General features: G+C 73.4%; 19 protein-coding genes and 1 pseudogene. 12 read left to right on the top strand and 8 right to left on the bottom strand.

Features of this window, described 5'->3' with window-relative positions:
* Positions 1-7: 7 nt before the first annotated feature.
* From ACFWRO_RS34525 to ACFWRO_RS34545, 5 genes are all read right to left on the bottom strand, one after another.
* Entirely contained in the window at positions 8-661 is a 654-nt protein-coding gene (locus tag ACFWRO_RS34525) for an HAD family hydrolase (protein WP_384517826.1), read from the bottom strand.
* Positions 658-1,731 carry an ABC transporter ATP-binding protein gene (locus ACFWRO_RS34530; RefSeq protein WP_384517829.1) on the bottom strand — a complete coding sequence of 358 codons (1,074 nt, stop codon included), beginning with the start codon at positions 1,729-1,731 and terminating at the stop codon, positions 658-660. The genes ACFWRO_RS34525 and ACFWRO_RS34530 overlap by 4 nt, the downstream gene beginning before the upstream one ends.
* A complete protein-coding gene (locus ACFWRO_RS34535; protein ID WP_384517832.1) occupies positions 1,728-2,594 on the bottom strand; it encodes an ABC transporter permease in 867 nt (288 codons plus the stop codon). The genes ACFWRO_RS34530 and ACFWRO_RS34535 overlap by 4 nt, the downstream gene beginning before the upstream one ends.
* Positions 2,582-3,487: an ABC transporter permease gene (locus ACFWRO_RS34540; RefSeq protein WP_384517873.1), complete on the bottom strand. Its 906-nt coding sequence runs from the start codon at positions 3,485-3,487 to the stop codon at positions 2,582-2,584. Before ACFWRO_RS34540 ends, ACFWRO_RS34535 begins: the two co-directional genes overlap by 13 nt.
* A gap of 103 nt (positions 3,488-3,590) precedes the next feature.
* Positions 3,591-4,742, bottom strand: a complete 1,152-nt coding sequence (locus ACFWRO_RS34545; RefSeq protein WP_384517835.1) for an ABC transporter substrate-binding protein — start codon at positions 4,740-4,742, stop codon at positions 3,591-3,593.
* A gap of 298 nt (positions 4,743-5,040) precedes the next feature.
* Between ACFWRO_RS34545 and hsaA the strand changes: the two genes are divergently transcribed.
* Genes hsaA through ACFWRO_RS34570 form a run of 5 tightly spaced genes read left to right on the top strand, consistent with a single transcriptional unit; the run spans position 5,041 to position 10,184 of the window.
* The gene (hsaA, locus tag ACFWRO_RS34550) at positions 5,041-6,216 is read left to right on the top strand and encodes a 3-hydroxy-9,10-secoandrosta-1,3,5(10)-triene-9,17-dione monooxygenase oxygenase subunit (protein ID WP_384517838.1); all 1,176 of its coding nucleotides are present in this window, start codon (positions 5,041-5,043) and stop codon (positions 6,214-6,216) included.
* Complete coding sequence (gene hsaD, locus ACFWRO_RS34555; protein WP_384517841.1) at positions 6,213-7,076, top strand: 4,5:9,10-diseco-3-hydroxy-5,9,17-trioxoandrosta-1(10),2-diene-4-oate hydrolase; 864 nt, start codon at positions 6,213-6,215, stop codon at positions 7,074-7,076. The genes hsaA and hsaD overlap by 4 nt, the downstream gene beginning before the upstream one ends.
* Positions 7,077-7,132: 56 nt before the next feature.
* Positions 7,133-8,041 (top strand): VOC family protein, encoded by a 909-nt coding sequence (locus ACFWRO_RS34560; RefSeq protein ID WP_384517844.1) that lies wholly within the window; start codon positions 7,133-7,135, stop codon positions 8,039-8,041.
* The gene (locus ACFWRO_RS34565; protein WP_384517846.1) at positions 8,041-8,502 is read left to right on the top strand and encodes a flavin reductase family protein; all 462 of its coding nucleotides are present in this window, start codon (positions 8,041-8,043) and stop codon (positions 8,500-8,502) included. Before ACFWRO_RS34560 ends, ACFWRO_RS34565 begins: the two co-directional genes overlap by 1 nt.
* Positions 8,499-10,184 (top strand): FAD-dependent oxidoreductase, encoded by a 1,686-nt coding sequence (locus ACFWRO_RS34570; protein ID WP_384517849.1) that lies wholly within the window; start codon positions 8,499-8,501, stop codon positions 10,182-10,184. Before ACFWRO_RS34565 ends, ACFWRO_RS34570 begins: the two co-directional genes overlap by 4 nt.
* Here the strand turns inward: ACFWRO_RS34570 and ACFWRO_RS34575 are convergent.
* Positions 10,144-11,757: an ankyrin repeat domain-containing protein gene (locus ACFWRO_RS34575; RefSeq protein WP_384517852.1), complete on the bottom strand. Its 1,614-nt coding sequence runs from the start codon at positions 11,755-11,757 to the stop codon at positions 10,144-10,146. The genes ACFWRO_RS34570 and ACFWRO_RS34575 overlap by 41 nt on opposite strands.
* A 64-nt stretch (positions 11,758-11,821) precedes the next feature.
* Positions 11,822-12,676: a hypothetical protein gene (locus ACFWRO_RS34580; RefSeq protein ID WP_384517876.1), complete on the bottom strand. Its 855-nt coding sequence runs from the start codon at positions 12,674-12,676 to the stop codon at positions 11,822-11,824.
* A 243-nt stretch (positions 12,677-12,919) separates the two neighbouring features.
* On the opposite strand from ACFWRO_RS34580, the gene ACFWRO_RS34585 reads away from it, so the two are divergent.
* Positions 12,920-13,705, top strand: coding sequence for a S1 family peptidase (locus ACFWRO_RS34585; RefSeq protein WP_384517854.1), 786 nt, complete (start codon positions 12,920-12,922; stop codon positions 13,703-13,705).
* 119 nt (positions 13,706-13,824) lie between these two features.
* On the opposite strand, the gene ACFWRO_RS34590 is transcribed toward ACFWRO_RS34585, so the two are convergent.
* The gene (locus ACFWRO_RS34590) at positions 13,825-15,576 is read right to left on the bottom strand and encodes a beta-galactosidase family protein (RefSeq protein ID WP_384517857.1); all 1,752 of its coding nucleotides are present in this window, start codon (positions 15,574-15,576) and stop codon (positions 13,825-13,827) included.
* A gap of 119 nt (positions 15,577-15,695) precedes the next feature.
* On the opposite strand from ACFWRO_RS34590, the gene ACFWRO_RS34595 reads away from it, so the two are divergent.
* From ACFWRO_RS34595 to ACFWRO_RS34620, 6 genes and pseudogenes are all read left to right on the top strand, one after another.
* On the top strand, positions 15,696-16,583 hold the full coding sequence (locus tag ACFWRO_RS34595; RefSeq protein WP_384517860.1) for an AraC family transcriptional regulator: 888 nt from the start codon (positions 15,696-15,698) through the stop codon (positions 16,581-16,583).
* 11 nt (positions 16,584-16,594) lie between these two features.
* A complete protein-coding gene (locus tag ACFWRO_RS34600; RefSeq protein ID WP_384517863.1) occupies positions 16,595-16,903 on the top strand; it encodes a chorismate mutase in 309 nt (102 codons plus the stop codon).
* Between the two features lie 231 nt (positions 16,904-17,134).
* Positions 17,135-18,136 carry an asparaginase gene (locus ACFWRO_RS34605; protein WP_384517866.1) on the top strand — a complete coding sequence of 334 codons (1,002 nt, stop codon included), beginning with the start codon at positions 17,135-17,137 and terminating at the stop codon, positions 18,134-18,136.
* 134 nt (positions 18,137-18,270) lie between these two features.
* Entirely contained in the window at positions 18,271-20,763 is a 2,493-nt protein-coding gene (gene pepN / locus ACFWRO_RS34610; protein WP_384517868.1) for an aminopeptidase N, read from the top strand.
* Between the two features lie 145 nt (positions 20,764-20,908).
* Positions 20,909-21,811 (top strand): nuclease, encoded by a 903-nt coding sequence (locus ACFWRO_RS34615; protein ID WP_384517871.1) that lies wholly within the window; start codon positions 20,909-20,911, stop codon positions 21,809-21,811.
* Between the two features lie 173 nt (positions 21,812-21,984).
* A pseudogene (locus tag ACFWRO_RS34620) lies at positions 21,985-22,525 on the top strand (aspartate aminotransferase family protein); the annotation flags it as partial.

Below are 22,525 nucleotides of genomic sequence, written 5' to 3' on the forward strand. Positions count from 1 at the left end.
GCGCGGCTCACCCGACCAGGGAGTTCAGCAGCTCGGGGTCGACCTCGGTCAGCGAGTCCGCCAGCGTGACGCCTTCGGTTCCGGCGAAGTCCACCAGCGGTTCCGTCGACGGCACGGCCAGCACCCGGCAGCCCGCGGCGACGGCCGAGGCGACGCCCGTCGGGCTGTCCTCCACCGCCACGCACCGCGCCGGTTCGGCGCCGAGCGCCACGGCCGCCGCCAGATACGGATCGGGCTCGGGCTTCGTCCGCGCGGTGTCCTCGGCGCCGAACAGCGCGTCGAACCGGTGCCCGTCCAGGGTGCTCGCCACCTGCGCGACGACCGCCCGCGGCGAGGCCGAGACGAGCGCCGTCGGCACCCGGCTCTCGCGCAGCGCCGCGAGCAGCCGCAGCGCGCCGGGCCTGGGCGCCGCCGCCACCGCGAGCCGGGCGGCGAAGTCCGCGCCGAGCTCGGCGGCCAACTCGGCGGCCGGTGCCCCCAGATGGGCGTGCAGCAGCTCCGCCGTGTCGTCGACCGACCGGCCCGTCACCGCCGTACGCCGCTCGGCGTCCAGGGTCCGGCCCCGGCGCACGGCGGCGGACTCGACCACGTCGAGCCAGACGCCCTCGGTGTCGACGAGCGTGCCGTCCATGTCGAAGAGGACCGCCTGCAGCCGCCTCACACCCCACCTCCGGCGGAGGCGAGGAGCACGGGCCGGGACTGGGGACGGACCGAGACGGCCGTGCCCGGAGTCAGCCCGGCCGCCGCGTGCGTCGGGACGTCCGCCTTGACGTCCGTACCGTCGGGCAGCGCGATCCGCAGCCGGGTCGTCGGGCCGTGGAACGACGTGCCGGTGACCTGGGCGGGGCCGCCCTCCGTCACCTCCAGGGCCTCGGGCCGCAGCAGTACGCGTACGTCCCCGGTGCGCCCGTCCGGCTCCTCGACGGGCAGCGTCGAACCGAGCACCTCGACCTCGCGGCCGCCGTCGGACGCCCGGCCCGGCACCCGGTTCATGGTGCCAATGAACTCCGCGACGAAGTCCGTCGCGGGCCGCTCGTACAACTCCGTGGGCGTGGCGCACTGTTCGAGCCTGCCGCCGTTCATCACGGCGACCCGGTCGGCCATCGAAAGCGCCTCCTCCTGGTCGTGCGTGACGAACACGGTGGTGATGCCCAGCTCCAGCTGGAGCCGGCGGATCTCCTCCCGCAGCGTCACCCGCACCTGCGCGTCGAGCGCCGAGAGCGGCTCGTCGAGCAGCAGCAGCCGGGGCCGCAGCGCAAGGGCGCGGGCCAGCGCGACCCGCTGCTGCTGACCGCCGGACAGCTGGTGCGGGAAGCGGTCGCCGTGGCCCGCGAGGCCCACGAGGTCGAGCAGTTCGGAGGCGCGGGCGCGCCGCTCGGCACCCCGCACCTTCCGCATCTTCAGCCCGAAGGCCACGTTGTCGGCGGCCGAGAGGTGCGGGAAGAGGCTGTACGACTGGAACACCATCGCCGTGTCACGGCGGTTGGCGGGCACCGGCACGATGTCCTCGCCGTCGAGCAGCACCTGGCCCTCGTCGGGGCGCTCGAAACCGGCAAGCACGCGCAGCGCGGTCGTCTTGCCGCAGCCCGACGGGCCGAGCAGGGCGAGGAGTTCACCCGGAGCGACGTCGAGGTCGAGGCCGTCGAGGGCGACGGAGGAGCCGAAGGACCGGCGCAGACCGCGCAGCCTCAGGGCCGCCCCGGTCCGGGTGGAGGTGTCTGTCACGGTCATCGGGACGTCTTTCCTAGGGAAGCCGCGAGGGCTTCGGGCGTACGGGAAGGGCGCGGCGTACGGGAGCGCGGCGTACGGCGGCGGTTGCCCACGGTGGTCAGCGCGAGCAGTAGCACCCAGGTCAGCAGCAGGCTGAGCAGCGACACGGCCACCGAGAGCCGGGCGTCGGAGCCGGAGGCCTGCACGATCCACACCGCGAAGGGCTGGAAGCCGAGCAGCGAGGCGACCGTGAACTCGCCGAGGACCAGCGCCAGCGTCAGGAACGAGCCGTTCAGGAGCGCGCCGCGCAGGTTCGGCAGCACCGCCGAGACCAGCGCGCGGGGCCAGGACGCCCCGCAGTCCCGGGCGGCCTCCACCAGCGTGCGCAGGTCGACGGAGCGCAGGCCCGCGTCGAGCGCCCGGTAGACGAACGGCAGCGCCATCACCGCGTACGCGAGGACCAGGACGAAGGGGAAGTCCGGGTTCTGCACGGCCACGAAGGTCTGGTAGAGCGGGGTCGTGGACAGCTTCTCCGGGCCCCAGCGCAGTACGGTCCCGAGCCCGGCGGTCAGCGCCACCGGCGGCACCACCAGCGGCAGCGTGCACACGACCTCCAGGACCGGCCGCAGCCGGGGCGCGGAGAGCCGGGCCGCGACCGCCGCCGGGATCGTCACGAGCAGGACGAGCGCGACGGTCGCCGCCGCGAGCCCGAGCGAGAGCAGCAGGCTGCCGGTGAAGCCGGGCGCGGCGAAGATCCGGGTGTACGAGGAGAGGGTGAGCCCCTGCCCGGGGATGTCCAGGGTGAACACGGCGGACGCGAGCAGCGGCACCAGGAAGTAGACCCCCGCGACCAGGAGGACGACGGGACGTCCTAGGCGAGCCATCGGGTGCTCCTTCGCTGGAGGGGGAGATGGACGGCCATCACGAGCGCCGCGACCACGACCATGTCGAGGCTCAGCGCGAGCGCCACGTTCTCCTGGCCGACCAGGACGTTGCCGGAGAGCGCGTCCGCGATCTGCAGGGTCACCAGCGGCACGGAGCTGCCGACCATCGCCGCAGCCGTCGCGTACGCGGCGAACGCGCTGCCGAAGAGCAGCACGAAACCGCCGAGCAGGGACGGCAGCAGCACCGGGATGCCGACGTGGCGCCAGTACTGCCAGGCCGTCGCCCCGTTGTCATGGGCCGCCTCGCGCCACTGGACGCGCAGTCCGTCGAGCGCGGGCGCGACGGTCAGCACCATCAGCGGGACCAGGAAGTACAGGTACGTCAGGGTCAGGCCCCAGAACCCGTACAGCGACCAGCCGTGGTCGGCCAGGCCGAGCTCGGTGGTGAGCACGCCCGCGTTGCCGAGCGTGGCAACGAAGGCGAACGCGAGCGGGACGCCGCCGAAGTTGGCGAGCACCCCGGACGCGGTGAGGACGGCCTCGCGCAGCGCCCGGCCGCGCGAGGAGACCACGGCCTGGGCGAGGAAGAGCCCGAAGACGGTGCCTGCGGCGGCGGTGAGCGCGGAGAGCTTGACGCTGCCGAGCAGCGCGGTGGCGTACGCGCCGTCCACCGACCGTTCCAGGTTGTCCAGGCCGTACCCGCCGTCGGCGACCGTGAAGGCGCCGTCGGTCATGGCGAGCGCGGGCAGCCCGAAGGCGAGCGCGACGAGGAGGAACAGCGGCAGCGCGGCGAGCCAGCTCGTCGACGGGCGCCGCCGGCGCCGTCGTGGCGCCTGCGCTGCGGGGGACGGGCTCTTGACCAGCGTCAACGCCGTGGGGGAGCCGTCGGCCATGGGGGAGCCGGCGGCCCCCGGCCCCGCCGGGGCGGCCGGGCGCGCGATGGACGCGCCGGCCGCCCCGGACGGGGTCGTGGAGGAGTGCGGAGTCATCGAGGCGTCACCCGGAGACGGCCGCGGCCCAGCCCTGCGACAGGGTCTCCTTGGCCTTGGCGGTCTGCTGCTCGGTCGGGAACTTCGGGGTGCCCGCGACCTTCGGCAGCGCGGCGGCGGCCGCCTTGTCGATCGTGCCGTCGGCCTCCAGGGCCGGCATCAGGACGGGCCGGGCGTACCCCTTGAGCCACAGGTTCTGGCCCTCGGCGCTGTACAGGTACTCCTGCCACAGGCGGGCGGCCGCCGGGTGCGGGGCGTCCTTGTTGATGGCCTGCGAGTAGAACTGGGCGTAGACGCCGTCCGAGGGGACGGCCACCTTCCAGTCGATGCCCTTGGGCGCGAACTGCTTCGCGTACCCGGCGTTCAGGTAGTCCCAGTCGATGGAGATGGGCGTCTCGCCCTTCTCGATCGTGGCGGGGGTCGACTCGACCGGGTTGTAGTTGCCGTTCTTCTTCAGCTTGCCGAAGAAGTCGATGCCCGGCTTGATGTCGTCGAACGAGCCGCCGTTGGCGAGCGCCGCCGCGTACACGCCGCCGAAGGCCGAGCCGGACTTGGTCGGGTTGCCGTTGAGGGCGACCTTGCCCTTGTACTCGGGCTTGAGCAGGTCGGCGAAGGTCTGCGGGCAGACCTTGACGCGCTTGGCGTCGCAGCCGATGGAGACGTAGCCGCCGTAGTCGTTGAACCAGCGGCCCTGCGCGTCGCGCTGCGACTCGGGGATCTTGTCGAAGGCGGCGACCTTGTACGGCGCGGTCAGGCCCTGCTCGCCGGCGGCCTGCGCGAAGGAGGCGCCGAGGTCGAGGACGTCGGGGGCGCGGTCCTGGCCCTTGCGGGACTTGACCGCGTTGATCTCGTCCTGGCTGGAGCCGTCGGGGTTCTCGACGTTCACCTTGATGCCGTACTTGGCGGTGAAGCCGTCGATGATCGCGCCGTAGTTCGCCCAGTCGCGCGGGATGGCGATCGCGTTGAGCGTGCCTTCCTTCTTCGCGGCGGCGATCAGGGCGTCCATGCCGCCGGCTTCGGTGGCGGAGGTCGCGGTGGCGAGGTTCTTCCCGTCGGCGCCGGCGGCGCTCTTGGTGGGGGCGGCGCCACAGGCGGTGAGCGACAGGGCGGTCAGACCGAGGGCACCGAGCAGGACGGCGGCGCGGGCAGGGGAGGTCACGCGTACTCCATGGGGGAAGGGGAGCGGGGCCAAGATGTATGAACAACTGTTGTCCATACAACTCCTGCATTACGGGGGGTCACGATGACCCCTCGGTGAACGCGAGGCGAAGCCCGCCCTGCGATTCCCCGGCGGATCGGGTTACCCGCGAGTTCGCGGGCGCGGGCGGCTCTCCGGGGTCGGCTCTCGGGGGCTGGCTCTTCCCGCTCAGCGGGAACCCCCTATGCCTTTCCGGAACACCTCGGCGTACGGTCCAGCCACTCCCGATCCCTCCGATCCTTCCGAGAGAGGACACGCGATGAGCGACGCCACCGGAGCCGTCCTCGAGGCCGTCCGCGCCCTCGCCCCCGCCCTGCGCGAGCGGGCCGCCGAGGCCGAGGCCGCCCGCAAGGTCCCCGAGGACTCCGTCAAGGAGCTCGCCGCGACCGGATTCTTCAGGCTGCTCCAGCCCCGCGCGTACGGCGGCCACGCCGCCGACCCCGTCGTCTTCTACACGGCCGTCAAGGAGATCGCGAAGGCCTGCGGCTCCACCGGCTGGGTCGCCTCGGTCGTCGGCGTCCACCCGTGGCACGTCGCCCTGTACGAGCCGAAGGCCCAGGAGGAGGTGTGGGGCGCCGACCCCGACACCCGGATCTGCTCCTCGTACGCCCCCACGGGCAAGGTCACCCCCGTCGACGGCGGCTTCACCCTCACCGGCCGCTGGCACTTCTCCTCCGGCTGCGACCACACCGACTGGGCCCTTCTCGGCGGCCTCGTCACCGACAGCGACGGCCGCCCCGTCGACATGCGCACCTTCCTCGTCCCGCGCACCGCCTACCGCGTCGACGAGGTCTGGGACACCGTCGGCCTGCGCGGCTCCGGCTCCAACGACGTCGTCTGCGAGGACGTCTTCGTCCCGGAGCACCGCGCGCTCAGCTTCGGCCCCGTCACCGCCCTCGACGCGCCCGGCCTCGCCGCCCACCCCGAGCCGCTCTACCGGCTCCCGTACGCCTCCGTCTTCACCACCACCATCTCGACCCCGATCGTCGGCATCGCCGAGGGCGCGTACGAGGGCCATGTCGCCGCCACCCGCGAGCGGTTCCGCGTCTCGTACGGCCAGCAGGTCGCCGAGGACCCCTTCGCCCAGGTCCGCATCGCCCGCGCCGCCGCCGACATCGACGCCTCCTGGCTCCAGCTCACCCGCAACATGGCCGAGCTGTACGAACTCGCCCGCGCCGGCGCGCCGTTGCCCATGGAGCTGCGCGCCCGGGCCCGCCGCGACCAGGTCATCGCCACCCAACGGGCCGTCGCCGCCGTCGACCTGCTCATGGAGAACGCCGGCGGCAGCGCGATGCGCACGGGCCCCAACCCGGTCCAGCGCGCCTGGCGCGACGTCCACACCGGGCGCGGCCACGCCGCCAACGACCCCGAGCGGGCCCTCGTCCTCTACGGCCAGGCCGCGCTCGGCCTCGACATCCAGGACACGATGCTGTGACCACCGCGACCGCTCTCACGTACGAGAACACCTCCCGGACGGCGAAGGCCGGCGACCTCACCCTCCACTTCCACGAGGCGGGTCCCTCCGACGCCCCGGCCGTGATCATGCTCCACGGCGGTGGCCCCGGCGCCTCCGCCTGGTCCAACTTCGGCGCCAACCTGCCCGTCTTCGCCGAGAACTTCCGTACGCTCCTGATCGACCAGCCCTGCTTCGGCCGCTCCGACAAGACCGCGCCGGACCGCGACTACTTCTCCTTCAGCGCCCGGGCCGTCGCCGCCCTCATGGACGAACTCGGCCTGGAGAAGGCCCACTTCATCGGAAACTCGCTCGGCGGCGGCACCGCCACCCGGCTCGCGATCGACCACCCGGACAAGGTCGACCGACTGCTGCTCATGGGCCCGGGCGGGATCTCCGTCAACCTCTTCTCGCCCGACCCGACCGAGGGCATCAAGCGCCTCTTCGCCTTCAACGCCTCGCCCGCGCCCAGCCGCGAGCAGATGCGGGAGTTCCTGCTCACGATGGCGTACGACCCGGCGATCGTCACCGACGTCTTCGTCGAGGAGCGGTACGCCCAGGCCACCGACCCCGACGCCCGGCTCGGCGCGGCCCGGATGGGCGCCGCCTTCGCCACCTGGCCGCAGGAGTCCCAGCTGTGGCGCGAGGGCCACCGCATCACCCAACCGACCTTGCTCACCTGGGGCCGCGAGGACCGCACCAACCCGCTCGACGGCGCGCTCGTCGCCCTGCGCACCATCCCCGACGCCCGGCTGCACGTCTTCCCGCACTGCGGTCACTGGGCACAGGTCGAACGCTTCGACGAGTTCAACCGCCTCGCCCTCGACTTCTTCTCGCGCTAACCCCCGCTTCCTCCCGCGCCAGGCCCCCGCTACTCCTCGCGTTAGGACCCGCCCCCATGGACATCCGCTCGCTCGGCTACCTCCGCATCGAGACGACCTCGCTCGCCGACTGGCGTGCCTACACCCTCGACATCCTCGGTATGGCCGAGGCCCAGGACTCCTCCGACACCGTCCTGCACACCCGGATCGACGACCGGATCCGCCGCCTCACCTTCGTCGCCGGGACCACCGACCGGCTGCTCGCCGCCGGCTTCGAACTCCCCGGCGCCCGCGCCCTCACCGAGGCCGCCGAGGAGCTCGAAGCCTCCGGCTTCCCCGTCAAGCACGCCGACGAAGCCACGCTCGCCGAGCGCCGCGTCCAGGGCCTGATCCACGTGGACGACCCGGCGGGCAACCCGCTGGAGCTGTACTGGGGCCAGGCGCAGGACCACAGCCCGCTGCCCGCCCGCTACGGCAACCGCTTCGTCACCGGCGCCCCGAACGGCCAGGACCTCGGCCTCGGTCATGTCGTCCTGCCCGCCCCGAACATGGACGAGACCGTCACCTTCTACGAGCACCTGCTCGGCTTCCAGCTCCGCGACCGGATGAAGCTCCCGCCGGTCGCCGTCCCCACCGGCGAACCCGGCCGGGACTTCTACTGGATGAACTTCCTCAGCCCCAACGCCCGCCACCACAGCCTCGGCCTCTACCCGGGCGCGCTGCCGCCCGGCATCGTCCACTTCATGGTCGAGACCGACTCGCTCGACGCCGTCGGCTACTGCCTCGACCGGATGAACGCGGCCGGCATCCCCATCGCCTCCACCCTCGGCCGCCACTCCAACGACCGGATGGTCTCCTTCTACGCCCAGGCGCCCGGCGGCTTCCAGGTCGAGTACGGCTGGGACGGACTGCTCGTCGACCCGGCGGCCTGGACCACGAAGGAGATCACCTCCGACAGCCTCTGGGGCCACCGATGGAACGGCTGATGAGGGAGGTCCTCGGCCACTTCGCCAGCGGCATCACGGTCGTCGCCGCTCTCGACGGCGACGGCCGGCCCGCGGGCCTCGCGGTGCAGTCCTTCGCCTCCCTCTCCCTCGAACCGCCGCTCGTGCTGCTCTGCGTGGCGAAGACCTCCACCAGCTGGCCCGCCGTCAGGGCCGCCGGACACTTCGGGATCTCCATCCTCGCCGAGGACCAGCGCGCGGTCTGCGCGGCCCTCGGCCGCCCAGGACCCGACAAGTTCGCCGGTGTCGACTGGACCGTGAGCGAGGACGGCGCCGTCCACATCGAGGGCGCGCTCGCCACCCTCCACTGCGCGGTGCACGCCGTCCACGAGGCGGGCGACCACCACGTCGTCACGGCCAGGGTCCTGGCCCTGGCGGCCCGCGACGACGGCGCACCGCTCCTCTACTACCGCAGCGACTACGCGACAGGGGTGTTCGGATGAGCCCGGAGCAAGGACAGGAGCCGGGGCAAGGGCAGGAGTGCGAGTCCGAGTACGACGTCGTGGTCGTCGGCTCCGGCGCCGCCGGCTTCGCCGCCGCGATCACCGCGCGGCTGCGCGGCCTGACCGTCCTCCTCGTCGAGAAGACCGACCGCTACGGCGGCTCCACCGCCCTGTCCGGCGGCGCGATCTGGGTCCCGGGCAACCACCACCTCGACGAGGCCGGCCTCGGGGACACGTACGAGAAGGCCCGCGCCTACCTCGACGCGACCGTCGGCGACCGGGTCCCCGCCGCGCGCAAGGACGCCTACCTCGCCCACGGGCCGCGCATGGTACGGGAGTTCCACGACCGCACCCATGTCCGCTTCATGTACACGCCCGGCTACGCCGACTACTTCCCCGAAGCCCTCGGCGGCATGGCGCAGGGGCGGTCGGTCGAGCCGCGGATCGTGGACCTCAAGCGGCTCGGACCGCTCGCGGCGACCATGCGCCGGGCCGGCCTCCCCACGTACGGGCTGACCATGACCTCGTACGACTTCCGCTTCCTCAACATGGTCGCCCGCACCTGGGCCGGGCGGCGGGCCTCCGTCCGGGTCGGCGCGCGGGCCGTCGGCGCCCTGCTCACCCGGCGCACGCTGCTCTCCCTCGGCGAGGCGCTCATCGCCCGGATGCGGCTCTCGCTGCACGAACTCGGCGGCGAGCTCCGGCTGAACACCCCGCTCGCCGGCCTCCTCGTCGAGGACGGCCGGGTGGCCGGGGTGGAGCTGGCCGACGGGCGGACCGTACGGGCCCGGGGCGGCGTCGTCCTCGCCTCCGGAGGCTTCTCGCACGACCAGGCGCTCCGCGAGAAGCACCTCCCGGCGCCCACCTCCACGGCCTGGACGCACGCCTCCGAGGGGCAGACCGGCGACGCGCTGCGGATCGGCGAGGAGCTGGGCGCGGCGACCGACCTGCTCGACAAGGTGTGGGGCGCGCCGTCGGTCTGCCCGCCGGGCGAGAAGCCGTTCTTCCTCGTCGCCGACCGGGGCATCCCGGGGATGGTGATCGTGAACGCGGCGGGGGAGCGGTACGCCAACGAGGCGGCGCCGTACCACCGGTTCGTCGACCGCATGTACGCCTGCGACCGGCCCGAGGCGACGACGGTCCCGTCCTGGCTGATCCTCGACGCCCGCTCCAAGGCGCGGTACCTCTTCGCCGGGCTCTTCCCCGGGCAGCCGTTCCCCAAGCGGTGGGACGGCTTCGTCCAGCGGGCCGCGACGGTGGAGGAGCTGGCGCGCCGGATCGGGACGCCGGCCCTGGAGGCCACGATCGCCCGCTTCAACGGCTTCGCCGCGCGCGGACGCGACGAGGACTTCGGGCGCGGCGACTCCGTCTACGACCGCTACTACGGCGACCCGACGCTCCCGAACCCGAACCTCGCCCCGCTGGACAAGGGCCCCTTCTACGCCGTCCCCGTCCACCCCGGCGACATCGGCACCAAGGGCGGTCTGGTCACCGACGGCGACGGGCGGGTGCTGCGCGAGGACGGCGGCGCCATCGCGGGCCTGTACGCGGCCGGGAACTGCTCGGCGGCCGTGATGGGGGAGACCTATCCGGGACCGGGCGCGACGATCGGCCCCGCGATGGCGTTCGCGTGGGCGGCGGTCAACGACATCGCGGGGTCGTCCACTCCAGGCGGGTCCTGACCCGGGGGTCCTCGATGTACTCGACGGCGGCGAGCGCGGTGTCCCGGGCGGTGCCCTCCGGGTCCCCGTCGGCGAGGAGGGACGCAAGCACCTCCACGGCGCGCGGATCCTGACGCATCGCCAGGCCACGGGCGGCCTCGGCCACCGCGTCCTCGTCGTCGTCCGCGAGCCGCGCCACGAGCGCCGCCCGCAGGACCGGGGTGTCCTCGGGGACCTCCGCGAGCGCGAGCGTCGCCCAGTCCCGTACGCCGTGGTCGTGGTCCCGGCTCAGCGCGACGAGGGTCGCCAGGGCCACCGGGTCCCCGGCGGGCACGGGCCCGGTCAGCGCGCACCCGAGCGCACGGCGCACCTCGATGTCGGGATGGGCGGCCAGACTCAGCATCTCGGGCAGCGCTTGAGGCTCCCCGTACTGGCCGAGCGCGACGACGACGGAGAGCGCGGGCTCGCGGGCGGTGCCGGGCGTCGAGGGTCCTTCACCGCGCGCCGCCTCCGCCGCCAGACGGCGCAGGACCGGCAGGCCCCGGGGCGTGAAACCGTCCAGAGCGCCCAGGACACGGGCGCCGAGGGCGCGGCGCAGCGGGTCCTGGCTCGCGCACCAGGCGGACGCGGCCCGGAAGGACTCCTCGTCGTCACGGGCGCCCAGCGTGCGCACCGCCTCCTTCCAGTCGTCCAGCTCCGGGTCACCGCAGCCCAGCGCCCGCGCGGCCAGCTCCTCGGGCGGAACGCGTACTCCGAGCGCGCGCTCCAGGAGCGTGGCGATCGCGGCGTGCCCGGTCTGCTGCTCGTTGCCCCGGCCCGGCGCCCCGTCCGCCCGCAGCACATCCACGACGACGGTCACCCCACCGTCCTCCCGCACCCGCCGCACGACGGTCTCGGGGACCCCGGGTCCAGACCCGGACCCCGCCCCCGACCCGTCGGCCGTGCTCCCCGACCCGGTCCCTGAGCCGGGCCCGGTCGCGGTCCCGGACCCGTCGGCCACGCTCCCCGCCCCGGCGCTCCCCGCCCCGGCGCCCCCCGCGTCGAGCAGTCCGCGCCGCAGCTCCTCCGCGATGTCCACGCCGATCCAGCGCCGTGCCTCGCGCAGCGCGTCCTCGGCCGGGCCCGCGCCGAACTCCAGGAGCGCCCGCACGCTCGCCGTCGAACCGCGCCGCGCCGCCGCCACCAGGGGCGGCAGTCCGTCGGGGCCCGGCCGGCTCGGCGCGGCGCCGTGTTCGAGCAGGATCCGTACCGTCTCCGCGTGCCCGAGCCGCACCGCCCAGTCCAGGGCCGTGAACCCGTACGCCTCCGACCGGTCCGCCGCCGCCCCGGCGGCAAGGAGCGCCCGCACCACCTCCGCGTGCCCGCCGCAGGCCGCCCCGCACAGCGGCAGGTCCCCGGCCTCCGGGCCGCTGCCCCGCCCGGGATCCGCCCCGGCGGCGAGCAGCAGCCGGACGGCACCCGCCTCGTTCGCGACGGCCGCCCGGTACAGCGGGGTCTCCCCCTCCTCGTCGGCCGTCTCGGGGGAGGCCCCGGCCCGCAGGACGCGCACCACGGCGTCGTCCCCCTCGTGAATCGCCTCGAACAACGTGCTCATGCGCCGACCTTCACCCGCCGGACCCGGACGGCGCAAATGGGTATATCCGCCTACGCGCTTCGCGCTACGCGTCGCACTCCAGAACCGTCCCGCACACCCCGCACCTGGCGCGAACCCGACGCCCCGCCGGCACCCGCAGCCGCTGCCGGCACACCGGGCACGGGAAGGAGACCCGGGCCGAGGCCCCGCTCCCCTCGAAGGCGTACGGAGCGTCCGCCCCGGCCCGCCCGTAGCGTCGGTCCTTCGCGTACCGGTGGCGCGCCGCCCACCCGGCCGCCGCCAGCGGGGGCCGCCGGAAGTCCCGCGCCGCCTCCTCCCGCCCCCGGGTCCACGCCTCGTACGCCCGCGGGCTGGTGAACCAGGGCGAGGGGTCCTCCCCGAACACCTCCGCCCGCTTGGCCAGCACGTAGCCGAACTCCTCCGGCGTCAGGTACCCCAGCTTCTGGCTGGACATCCCGTCCTCCCGGAACGCGTCGAGCAGCAGCCAACCAGCCCCCAGATAGGTGGTCACCACATCGGTGAGGATCTCGTTGTCCCGGGTGCCGGGGAAGCCGAGATCGAGGCGGTGCAGCAGTACGTGAGTGACCTCATGGGCGAGCGCCGCACCCACGTCCGCGCGGTGGTCGCGGAAGCGGTCGTTCAGCTCGACGAAGTACTCCGGACCCGCCGCCAGTTCGACGGTCGCCGCGTGGTGCATCGGCCGGAAGCTCACGATCATCCGCGCCTCGGGCAGCCGCAGGTGGTGGACCAGGGCCCTGGCCACCCGCTGCGCTCCGAGGTGGAGGTCCTCCTCGTCGGAGAAGGCCACGGCAGCCGCGGGCACGCTCGCCGCGTACTGCCGTACCCCGTCCGCCGAGAGCCGCCGGTACAGCGCGGTGATCGCGGCACGAACTGTGGCGAGGTGCGGAAACCCGTGCACGACCCCGCCGGAGGCTCCGGACCCGCCGGAGGCTCCGGACCCACCGGCTCCGCCGGCTCCCTCGAATCCGCTTCCCTTCGGCACGACCCACCCCCTTCCTCCCACTGTACGAGGCCACCGCGCGGAGCCCCGGCGCTGGCCGAAATCGTGCCCTTGTGGCCCCCGGCGGGCGGTGTCCATAATCCGGACCAAGCCTTGACGGGCACATGCCATCAAGGCCAACCCCCCACGAAAGGCAGACACTTGAAGAAGAACAGGTACGTCCGCGCCCTGCAGAGAATCGCCGCGGCCGGCGCCGTCGTCCTCGCCGCCGTCAGCCTCCAGCCGTCCACCTCGGCCCACGCCGCGCCCGCCCCCGTCGTCGGCGGAACCCGCGCCGCCCAGGGCGAGTTCCCCTGGATGGTCCGGCTCTCCATGGGCTGTGGCGGCTCGCTGCTGACCCCGCAGGTCGTCCTCACCGCCGCCCACTGTGTGAGCGGCTCCGGCAACAACACCAGCATCACCGCCACCGTCGGCGTCGTGGACCTCCAGTCCAGCGCCGCCATCAAGGTCAGGTCCACCAAGGTCCTCCAGGCCCCCGGCTACAACGGCTCGGGCAAGGACTGGGCCCTGATCAAGCTGGCCTCGCCGATCACCTCGGTGCCCACCCTGAAGATCGCCGAGACGACCGCGTACAACAGCGGCACGTTCACCGTCGCCGGCTGGGGCGCGGCCCGCGAGGGCGGCGGCCAGCAGCGCTACCTGCTCAAGGCCACCGTCCCGTTCGTCTCCGACGCCGACTGCGCGCGGTCCTACGGCAGCGACCTCATCGCGGGCGAGGAGATCTGCGCCGGCTTCACCCAGGGCGGCGTCGACACCTGCCAGGGTGACTCGGGCGGCCCGATGTTCCGCCGCGACAACGCCGGTGCCTGGATCCAGGTCGGCATCGTCAGCTGGGGCCAGGGCTGCGCCCGCCCTAACTACCCCGGCGTGTACACCGAGGTCTCGACCTTCGCGGCCCAGATCAAGTCCGCGGCGGCGACCCTCTAGTACGTAAGTACGTACGGGTGAGAACCAGTACGTAGCTGTCGTACGAACCGCGCGTGAGCGGGTACGGGGCACCGCCGCCCCGTACCCGCTCACGCACGTTCACGTGCCTGTCCGGACGCTCACACCAGCCGTACCGACTCCGCCGCCCCGCCCTCCAGTTCGAGCACCCACACCTCGTTGGCGCCCTCCCGGAGCACAGGGCCCGGCACGAACAGCGACTCCTGCGGGCCGACACCCCAGTACCGGCCCAGGCAGAAACCGTTCACCCAGACGAAGCCCCGCACCCCGCCCGGCAGTGAGAGCGCCGCGTCACCCGGACCGGCCACCTCGACCACGGCCCGGTACAGACCCGGTGCGCGCACCTCCTCGGCGGCTGTCGGCCGGAACGGGACCTTCGCCACCGCCGCCGCCTCGAAGGCGTCGAGCCGCAGCCCCTGGGTCCGTACCCCGTGCACGTACTGCCGCTCGTGCCGGACCCCGCCGGTGATCCCCTTCGGCTCCGCCTGCCGCGGCCCGTAGTTGACCCGCCCCAGCGACTCCACCCACAGCTCCACGACCGCGGGACCCGCGACCGGCTCGGGCAGCGCCTCCTCCTCCGTGGTCAGGACGCCCGCCCGCACCCCGTCGACGTACACCACCGCACGGTCCCGGAGCCCGGTCACGACCAGCGGATACGGCTGCCGGGGCCCGGGAACCTCCAGCCGGTAGCGCACCAGACCCCGGTCCACCCCCAGCTCCTCGAAGGTCGGCGGCATCGGCGTCACCGACTCCTCGTCGCCGAGGACCTCCAGGACCTCCGCGAGCGGCGCCCACTCAGCGAGGTCCGCCGCCACAGGCCCCGCGATCCGCCGCGGCGGCTCCGGCACCTCGGGCAGCGGCCCCTCCGCGTACGCCGCGAGCACCTCGCGGAAACGCCAGAACTTCTCCGTCGGCAGCCCCGCCTCGTCGATCGGCGCGTCGTAGTCGTACGAGGTCACCGTCGGCCGCAGCTCGCCCTCGTGCATCCCACCGTCCCGGTTCGCCCCGGCCCAGCCCGCGAAGTTCGTGCCGCCGTGCGCCATGTAGACGTTCACCGACGCCCCGCACTCCAGGATCTCCCTCAGCGCCGCCGCCGCGTCCTCCGCGTCCCGTACGGAATGCTCCTTACCCCAGTGGTCGAACCAGCCGCACCAGAACTCCATGCACATCAGCGGCCCCTTCGGCTGGTGCCGCCGCAGCACCGCGAACGCCTCGCGCGCCCCCGAGCCGAAGTTCGCCGTCGCGAGCACCCCCGGCACCGAGCCGCCCGTCAGCATGTGGTCCTCCGGGCCGTCCGAGGTGAACAGCGGCACCTCCACCCCGCAGTCGAGCAGCAGCTCCGCGACCCGGCGCAGATACCCCTGGTCGGAGCCGTAACTCCCGTACTCGTTCTCCACCTGGACCATGATCACCGGACCGCCGCGGCCGATCTGCCGCTCCACCACCTGCGGCAGCAGCGTGCGGAACCAGCGCTCCACATGGCCCAGGTACTCCGCGTCGGCCGACCGCACCCGGCGTCCGAGCGGCCCCGTCAGCCAGTGCGGCAGCCCGCCGTTCTCCCACTCGGCGCAGATGTACGGCCCCGGCCGCACGATCGCCCACATCCCGGCGGCCGCCACCGCGTCCAGGAAACGCCCAAGCGCGGCCACGTCCCCGTACCGGCCGGGCTCCGGCTCGTACAGGTTCCACGGCACGTACGTCTCCACACAGGTGAGACCCATCGCGCGGAGCATCTCGAGCCGATGCCCCCACTGCTCCTCGTGCACGCGGAAGTAGTGCAGCGCCCCCGACAGCAGCCGTACCGGCCGGCCGTCCAGCAGAAAGTCCTCGTCACCCACAGCGAACGTGCTCATGCGCTCACCTTCACCCTCTGGCGGCGGACGGGTCCATGGACAAAGATCGTCGCTGTTTGGACGGAAGAACGTTCCTGCGGCGGAGGCGGAACGCGGCGGAGAGAGGCAGGCGACAGCCGATGTACCACACCTGGATGCGCTACTTCACCCCCAGCCCGGTCCACCACCGACTCGGGCTCGTCTGCCTCGGCGTCGGACTCCAGCACGGCACCCTGCCCACGGTCGGCCCCCGCACCCTCGACCACCACGTGGCCGTCGTCGTCAGCGCCGGCAGCGGCTGGTACCGGGGCACCGACGGCCGCCGCACCACGATCACGGCACCCGCCCTGATCTGGCTCACCCCCGGCACCCCGCACCACTACTCCGCCGACCCCGAAACCGGCTGGGACGAGGCCTTCGTCGACTTCGCAGGACCGGCCACCGCCACCTACACCGAGCTCGGCTACATCGAACCCGACCGGCCCGTCGTCCCCCTCTCCGACGCCGCCGGACCCCGCGCCGCCGTCGGCCGCATCGCCCGCGCCGCCCGGCGCGGCAACCCGCTCCTGGAGGTCGAGACCGGCGCCGCCGTCCACGAACTCCTCGTCGCCCTGCGCCGGGCCCGCGCCGACACCAACGCCGACGGCGACCCCGTCCTCACCGCCCTCGCCCGCGACGCCTTCCAGCCGCTGTCCGTCGCCGAACACGCCGCCCGGCACGGCATGACCCAGGCCGAACTCCGTACCGCCGTCCGCCGCGCCGCGGGCTGCAGCCCCAAGGACTACCTGCTCACCATCCGGCTCGGCCGCGCCAAGGAACTCCTCGCCGCCACCGAACTGCCCGTCGCCGCCGTCGCCCGCCGCATCGGCTACGACGACCCCGCCTACTTCTCCCGGCTCTTCACCCGCAGGGTCGGCACCGCGCCCGTCCGCTTCCGCGAACAGCAGGGCAGGGCCGTCCCCGGCGGCTGGAGCGACCGGATCCCGGATCCCGAACACCCGCCGACGATCGCCTCCCGATCCGTCTAAGCTCGCTGCTCATGAGCGAGATCGACGAGTCCGTGGCGACCGAACTGACCAGACTGCGCGAAAGCATCGACAACATCGACGCGGCGGTCGTCCACATGCTCGCCGAACGCTTCAAGTGCACCCAGCAGGTCGGCGTCCTCAAGGCCCGCCACCAACTCCCACCCGCCGACCCGGCCCGCGAGGCCCGCCAGATCACCCGGCTGCGCGAACTGGCGGAGAACGCGAAACTGGACCCGGCGTTCGCCGAGAAACTCCTGAACTTCATCATCGCCGAGGTAATCCGCCACCACGAAACCATCGCGGACGGGGCGCAGGGCTGAACGGGGCGGGTGGACGGGCCCGGGGATGAACGTCGGGCGCGAGGATGAGCCCCGGGGCTCGCGGGCAAGCCCCATACACGCGGACGAGCCCGGCCACGCGAACGAACCCGGCCACGCGAACGAACCCGTGGCGCGGGAACGAACCCCGGCGCGGGGAGGAGCCTCGGGCCAGGCAAACGAACCCCGGGCCCGGGCGGCGAGCCCCGGCCCGGCACGGAACGGAGCAGTCGGATGGATCGCGTCACCGTCTTCACCCTCGGCGGCACCATCTCCGCACGCGGCGGCGACGCGAGCCGCATGACCGGTACCGAGGTCCTCGCGGGCCTCGGCGCCGGCATCGCAGGCGGCGGCCTCGACGTGGAGCTGCGCGACTTCCGGCGCCTCCCCAGCTCCTCCCTCTCCTTCGAGGACCTCGCCGCCCTCGCCGACGAGGTCCGCGAGACCCTCGCCACCGGCTCCGGCGTCGTCGTGGTCCAGGGCACCGACACCCTGGAGGAGACCGCCTTCCTCCTCGACCTGCTCTGCGAGACCCCCCGGCCGATCGTCGTCACCGGCGCCATGCGCCGCCCCGACCTGCCCGGCGCCGACGGCCCCGCCAACCTCGCCGCCGCGCTCGCCGTCGCCGCCGACCCCGGCTGCGCCGGCCTCGGCGTCCTCGTGGTCCTCGCCGACGAGATCCACGCCGCCCGCCTCGTCCGCAAGACCCACACCACCTCCGTCACCACCTTCGCCTCCCCGGGCGCAGGCCCCCTCGGCAGCGTCGTCGAGGGCGAGCCCCGCATCCTGCTCCGCCCCACCGGCACCAGCGCCATCCACCCCCTCCGCTTCGACCCGGCCGTACGCGTCGCCCTCGTCACCCTCTCCCTCGGCGACCGCGGCGAACTCCTCGAAGACCTCGACACCCGCTTCGACGGCCTCGTCCTCGCCGCCTTCGGCGCCGGCCACGTCCCCACCTGGCTCGTCGACCCCCTGGAACGGCTCGCCGGCCGCATCCCCGTCGTCCTCGCCTCCCGCACCGGCGCCGGCGCCACCCTCACCCGCACCTACCGAGGCCCCGGCTCCGAGCACGAACTCCTGCACCGCGGCCTCATCCCCGCCGGCCCCCTCGACCCCGCCAAGGCCCGCCTCCTCCTGCACACCCTGCTCTCCACCGGCGCCAAGAGCCCCACGGGCTACGACCGCCCCGGCATCACCGCCGCCTTCGCCCACGTCACGGGCGCGGGCCTCGCCTGACCCGCACGCTCACACAACGCGGCGCGACGGCCGTGGGCCTCGCCCGAACCTCACCGGCCGAGCCGTCACCGCCGCGCTGAGCTGTCAGCGGAACACCCGTGCCCCGCAACCACCCCATCGGGCAGCATGGCCCCATGCCCGTACTGACGCGCGAGGAAGCGCAGACCCGTGCCCACCTCCTCGACATCCAGCACTACGCGGTCGACCTCGACCTCACCACAGGCGACGAGACCTTCGAATCCACGACCGTCATCCGGTTCACCGCCCGCACCGCCGGCGACACCTTCGTCGACCTGAAACCGGTCACGCTCCACTCCCTCCACCTCGACGGCGAGCCCCTCGACCCCGCCGCCCTCGACGACAACCGGGTCCCCCTCAGCCTCACCGCGGGCGAGCACGAGCTCCGCGCCGTCACCACCATGCGCTACAGCCGCACCGGCGAAGGCATGCACCGCTTCACCGACCCCACCGACGGCGAGTCGTACGTCTACACCCAGCTCTTCATGGAAGACGTCCAGCGCGTCTTCGCCGCCTTCGACCAGCCCGACCTCAAGGCCGTCTTCGAGCTGACGGTCAAGGCCCCCGACAGCTGGACCGTCCTCGCCAACGGCATCACCGAGCAGCAGGCCGACGGCCGCTGGAAGGCCGCCGCCACCCCCCTCCTCTCCACCTACTTCGTCTGCGTCGCCGCCGGCCCCTGGCACTCCGTCCGCACCGAACACGCCGGACTGCCCTTCGCCATCCACTGCCGCCGCTCCCTCGCCCCCCACCTCGACGCCGACGCCGACGAGATCCTCGACATCACCAAGGCCTGCTTCGACCGCTTCCACGAGAAGTTCGACGAGCCCTACCCCTTCGACTCGTACGACCAGGCCTTCGTCCCCGAGTTCAACGCCGGCGCCATGGAGAACCCCGGACTCGTCACCTTCCGCGACGAGTTCGTCTACCGCTCCGCCGTCACCGTCACCGAACGCCAGACCCGCGCCATGGTCATCGCCCACGAGATGGCCCACATGTGGTTCGGCGACCTCGTCACCCTGCGCTGGTGGGACGACATCTGGCTCAACGAGTCCTTCGCCGAGTACATGGGCTACCAGACCGTCAACGAGGCCTGCGCCGACCGCTTCCCCGACACCTGGATCGACTTCGGCATCGAGCGCAAGGCCTGGGGCTACGACGCCGACCAGCGCCCCTCCACCCACCCCGTCGCCCCCGACCCGGACGCCGTCCCCGACACCGCCTCCGCGCTCCTCAACTTCGACGGCATCTCCTACGCCAAGGGCGCCTCCGCCCTGCGTCAACTCGTCGCCTGGATGGGGGAGAAGGACTTCCTCGCCGGCATCAACACCCACTTCAAGCGCCACCGCTTCGGCAACGCCACCCTCGCCGACTTCATCGACAACCTCGCCTCCGCCACCGACCGCGACGTCCACGCCTGGGCCGAGCGGTGGCTCCGCACCACCGGCGTCGACACCCTCACCCCCGAACTCGGCGGCGACGAGACCCGCACCACCCTCACCGTCCACCACCGCGGCAGCCGCCCCCACCGCATCGCCGTCGGCGTCTTCGACCGCGACCTCGTCGACGGCCGCCGCCTCGTCCCGCGCGAACCCGTGGAGATCGACGTCCCGCAGACCGCGCCCCTCGACCTCCCCGGCCCCCGCCCCACCCTCGTCGTCCTCAACGACGGCGACCTCACCTACGCCAAGGTCCGCCTCGACGAGGACTCCCTGGAAACCGCCCTGCGCGGCCTCTCCAGCATCCCCGACGCGCTCACCCGCGCCCTCGTCTGGAACACCCTGCGCGACATGGTCCGCGACGGCGAACTGGAACCCCACGACTACCTGACCACCGCGGACGCCCACCTCTGCGAGGAGACCGACCTCGCCATCGTGCAGGGCGTCCTCGCCTTCGCCCGCACCCAGATCGCCGACCGGTACCTCCCGGCCGCCGACCGCCCCGCGGCCCTCGCCCTCCTCACCGGCCTCGCCCGCGACCTCCTGCGCCGCACCGAGGACGGCGACAACCCCGGACTGCGCCTCACCGCCGTCCGTACGTACATCAGCAGCGCCACCCAGCCCGACACCATCGCCGGCTGGCTCGCCGACGGCAGCGTCCCCGGCGGCCCCGAGATCGACCCCGAACTGCGCTGGCGCATCCTCGCCCGCCTCTCCGTCCTCGGCGCCCTCGACAACGCCAGGATCGACTCGGAACTGGCCCGCGACCCCAGCGCCACCGGCCAGGAAGGCGCCGCCCGCTGCCGCGCCGCCCTCCCCACCCCCGAAGCCAAGGCCGCCGCCTGGTCGGCCCTCTTCGACACCGACGACCTCTCCAACTACCTCTTCACCGCCACCGCCCAAGGCTTCTGGCAGCCCGAACAGGCCGACCTGGTACGGGAGTACATCCCCCGCTACTACCCGGCCGCCACCGCACTCGGCGCCCGCCGAGGCGCCGCCATGGCGGAAGCCGCAGGCCGCCACGCCTTCCCGGCCCACGCGATCGATGCCGACTCCCTCGCCCTGGGGGAGGCCCACCTCACGGACGAGAACCTCACCCCCGCCCTCCACCGCAAACTCGTCGACCAACTCGCCGACCTCCGCCGAGCCCTGAAAGTCCGCGACGCCTGACCGAGCCCGCACACGGGACGGCGGTTCAGCCTCACCCACCACAGAGGTTGAACCGCCAACAGGACCCGCCGACGGCATGGACGCATAGTGGGAGAAGGGGCACCCTGCTCACCCACCCACTCCCGCAGGCGTCTGCGAGGCCCCCATGCCGTACCTCAGCATCAAAGGCGAATTCCGGCTCGTGGAGACGCGCCCGGACGGCACCACCGTAGGGACCCGCCCGGACGGCGACACGGTCCGCTTCTACCCGGACGACCCGGCCGTCTGGAGCACCGTCCCCGGCCCCCACCCCATCGTGATCCGCGGCCCCGGCGGGGCCAATCTGCGCCTGGAGGGCATCGACGCCCTCGAAACCCACTTCAAACCGCCCTTCGTCAGCGGACCCGAGCTGCACCAGCCCAAGATCCCCGCCGAAGCGGCCGCCGCCGAGCTGCTCCGCCTCCTCGGCTTCGACCCCGTCCAGCGCACGCCCAACGGGACGGTGAAGGCCCCCACCAACCCGACCGCGGTCCGCGGCTACGTCCTCACCCGCGGAGCCGACCCGCCCGGCCGCTGCATCGCCTTCACCGGCCCGGGAGACGGGCCCGAGGCCGACGCGAACGGCCACGTCTTCCTCACCCTCGAAATGATGCGCGAGACGGTCAACCACAAGCTGCTCGCCAAGGGCTTCGTCTACCCGATCTTCTACCGCACGCTCTTCCCCGACCTCCGAGCCGATCTCACCACGACCGCCATCAAGGCACGCACGGACGACGAGGGCCTGTGGCCACTGGACAAGACCCACAGCAACACGGTCGTGGTCGACCCGCCCGAGGTCGACAAGGACGTCATCTACCCCAAGTTCTTCCGCCGGCTCGGCGAGTACGTGCTCGAGAACGACGGGAGCCCGGCACTGGACGGCTTCCTCGACTACCTCCGCCGCAAGGCCGACAAGTTCACCATCCTCTCCACCGGACACTTCAGCACCGGCCTCGACCTGATCGTCGAGGTCGACGACGGCAAGGTCCGCTGGACCCACCCGGTCGAGGACATCGTCTACGAGGAGTAGGCACCGGAGCGCAGGACGCCGGAGCGCAGGACGCGGCGGCGCCGGTGCGCAGAGGGGCGCCGGAGCGCAGGGCGCCGGCCCCGGTCGCACCGCGCTACGGGCGCCATCCCCCGTTCGGGTTGCACCGGCACACTCACCGGACAAACCCACAAAACCCCCGGCAGGGTGGTGCCATGTGTGCCGCGACCACCCCGACCGCCACCCCGCCTCTCGCGAGCGACCCCACCGCCCTGCGCCCCTTCCTGGACACCGTCCTCACCGCCCTCCGCGAGGGAACCGCGGCACGCGGCGGCCCCATCCCGCCCGGCGGCCCCGACCGGGTCACCGCCCGAGTACGCGAAGCGCTCGGGGACCCGCTCCCACCCCACGGCACCGACCCCGCCGCCGCCCTGCACACCCTCACCCGCGCCCTCGCGGAAGGCGCCGCCGACCCCGCGCACCCCCTCTGCGCCGCCCACCTCCACACCCCGCCCCTCGCGCTCGCCGCCGCCGCCGACCTCGCCGCCACCGTCCTCAACCCCTCCATGGACTCCTGGGACCAGGCCCCCGCCGCCTCAGCCCTCGAAGCCCTCCTCACCGAGGCCCTCGCCACCACCGTCTACCCCCGACCGGCCACCCCCGATGCCCCGGCCACCACCCCCAGCGCCCCGGCCACGACCGCCGACGCCCCGCGCACCACCCCCGCCGCCCCGTCCACCACCCCCACCACCCGTC

The sequence above is a fragment of the Streptomyces sp. NPDC058579 genome, from assembly GCF_042718575.1.
Classification (GTDB): Bacteria; Actinomycetota; Actinomycetes; order Streptomycetales; family Streptomycetaceae; genus Streptomyces.

Excerpts from the sequence above, each read along its gene's own strand:
- ACFWRO_RS34530 (WP_384517829.1), bottom strand. The coding sequence starts at position 1,731 with ATGACCGTGACAGACACCTCCACCCGGACCGGGGCGGCCCTGAGGCTG.
- ACFWRO_RS34535 (WP_384517832.1), bottom strand. The coding sequence starts at position 2,594 with ATGGCTCGCCTAGGACGTCCCGTCGTCCTCCTGGTCGCGGGGGTCTAC.
- ACFWRO_RS34540 (WP_384517873.1), bottom strand. The coding sequence starts at position 3,487 with ATGGCCGACGGCTCCCCCACGGCGTTGACGCTGGTCAAGAGCCCGTCC.
- hsaA (WP_384517838.1), top strand. The coding sequence starts at position 5,041 with ATGAGCGACGCCACCGGAGCCGTCCTCGAGGCCGTCCGCGCCCTCGCC.
- ACFWRO_RS34560 (WP_384517844.1), top strand. The coding sequence starts at position 7,133 with ATGGACATCCGCTCGCTCGGCTACCTCCGCATCGAGACGACCTCGCTC.
- ACFWRO_RS34565 (WP_384517846.1), top strand. The coding sequence starts at position 8,041 with ATGAGGGAGGTCCTCGGCCACTTCGCCAGCGGCATCACGGTCGTCGCC.
- ACFWRO_RS34570 (WP_384517849.1), top strand. The coding sequence starts at position 8,499 with ATGAGCCCGGAGCAAGGACAGGAGCCGGGGCAAGGGCAGGAGTGCGAG.
- ACFWRO_RS34575 (WP_384517852.1), bottom strand. The coding sequence starts at position 11,757 with ATGAGCACGTTGTTCGAGGCGATTCACGAGGGGGACGACGCCGTGGTG.
- ACFWRO_RS34590 (WP_384517857.1), bottom strand. The coding sequence starts at position 15,576 with ATGAGCACGTTCGCTGTGGGTGACGAGGACTTTCTGCTGGACGGCCGG.
- ACFWRO_RS34595 (WP_384517860.1), top strand. The coding sequence starts at position 15,696 with ATGTACCACACCTGGATGCGCTACTTCACCCCCAGCCCGGTCCACCAC.
- ACFWRO_RS34600 (WP_384517863.1), top strand. The coding sequence starts at position 16,595 with ATGAGCGAGATCGACGAGTCCGTGGCGACCGAACTGACCAGACTGCGC.
- ACFWRO_RS34605 (WP_384517866.1), top strand. The coding sequence starts at position 17,135 with ATGGATCGCGTCACCGTCTTCACCCTCGGCGGCACCATCTCCGCACGC.
- pepN (WP_384517868.1), top strand. The coding sequence starts at position 18,271 with ATGCCCGTACTGACGCGCGAGGAAGCGCAGACCCGTGCCCACCTCCTC.
- ACFWRO_RS34615 (WP_384517871.1), top strand. The coding sequence starts at position 20,909 with ATGCCGTACCTCAGCATCAAAGGCGAATTCCGGCTCGTGGAGACGCGC.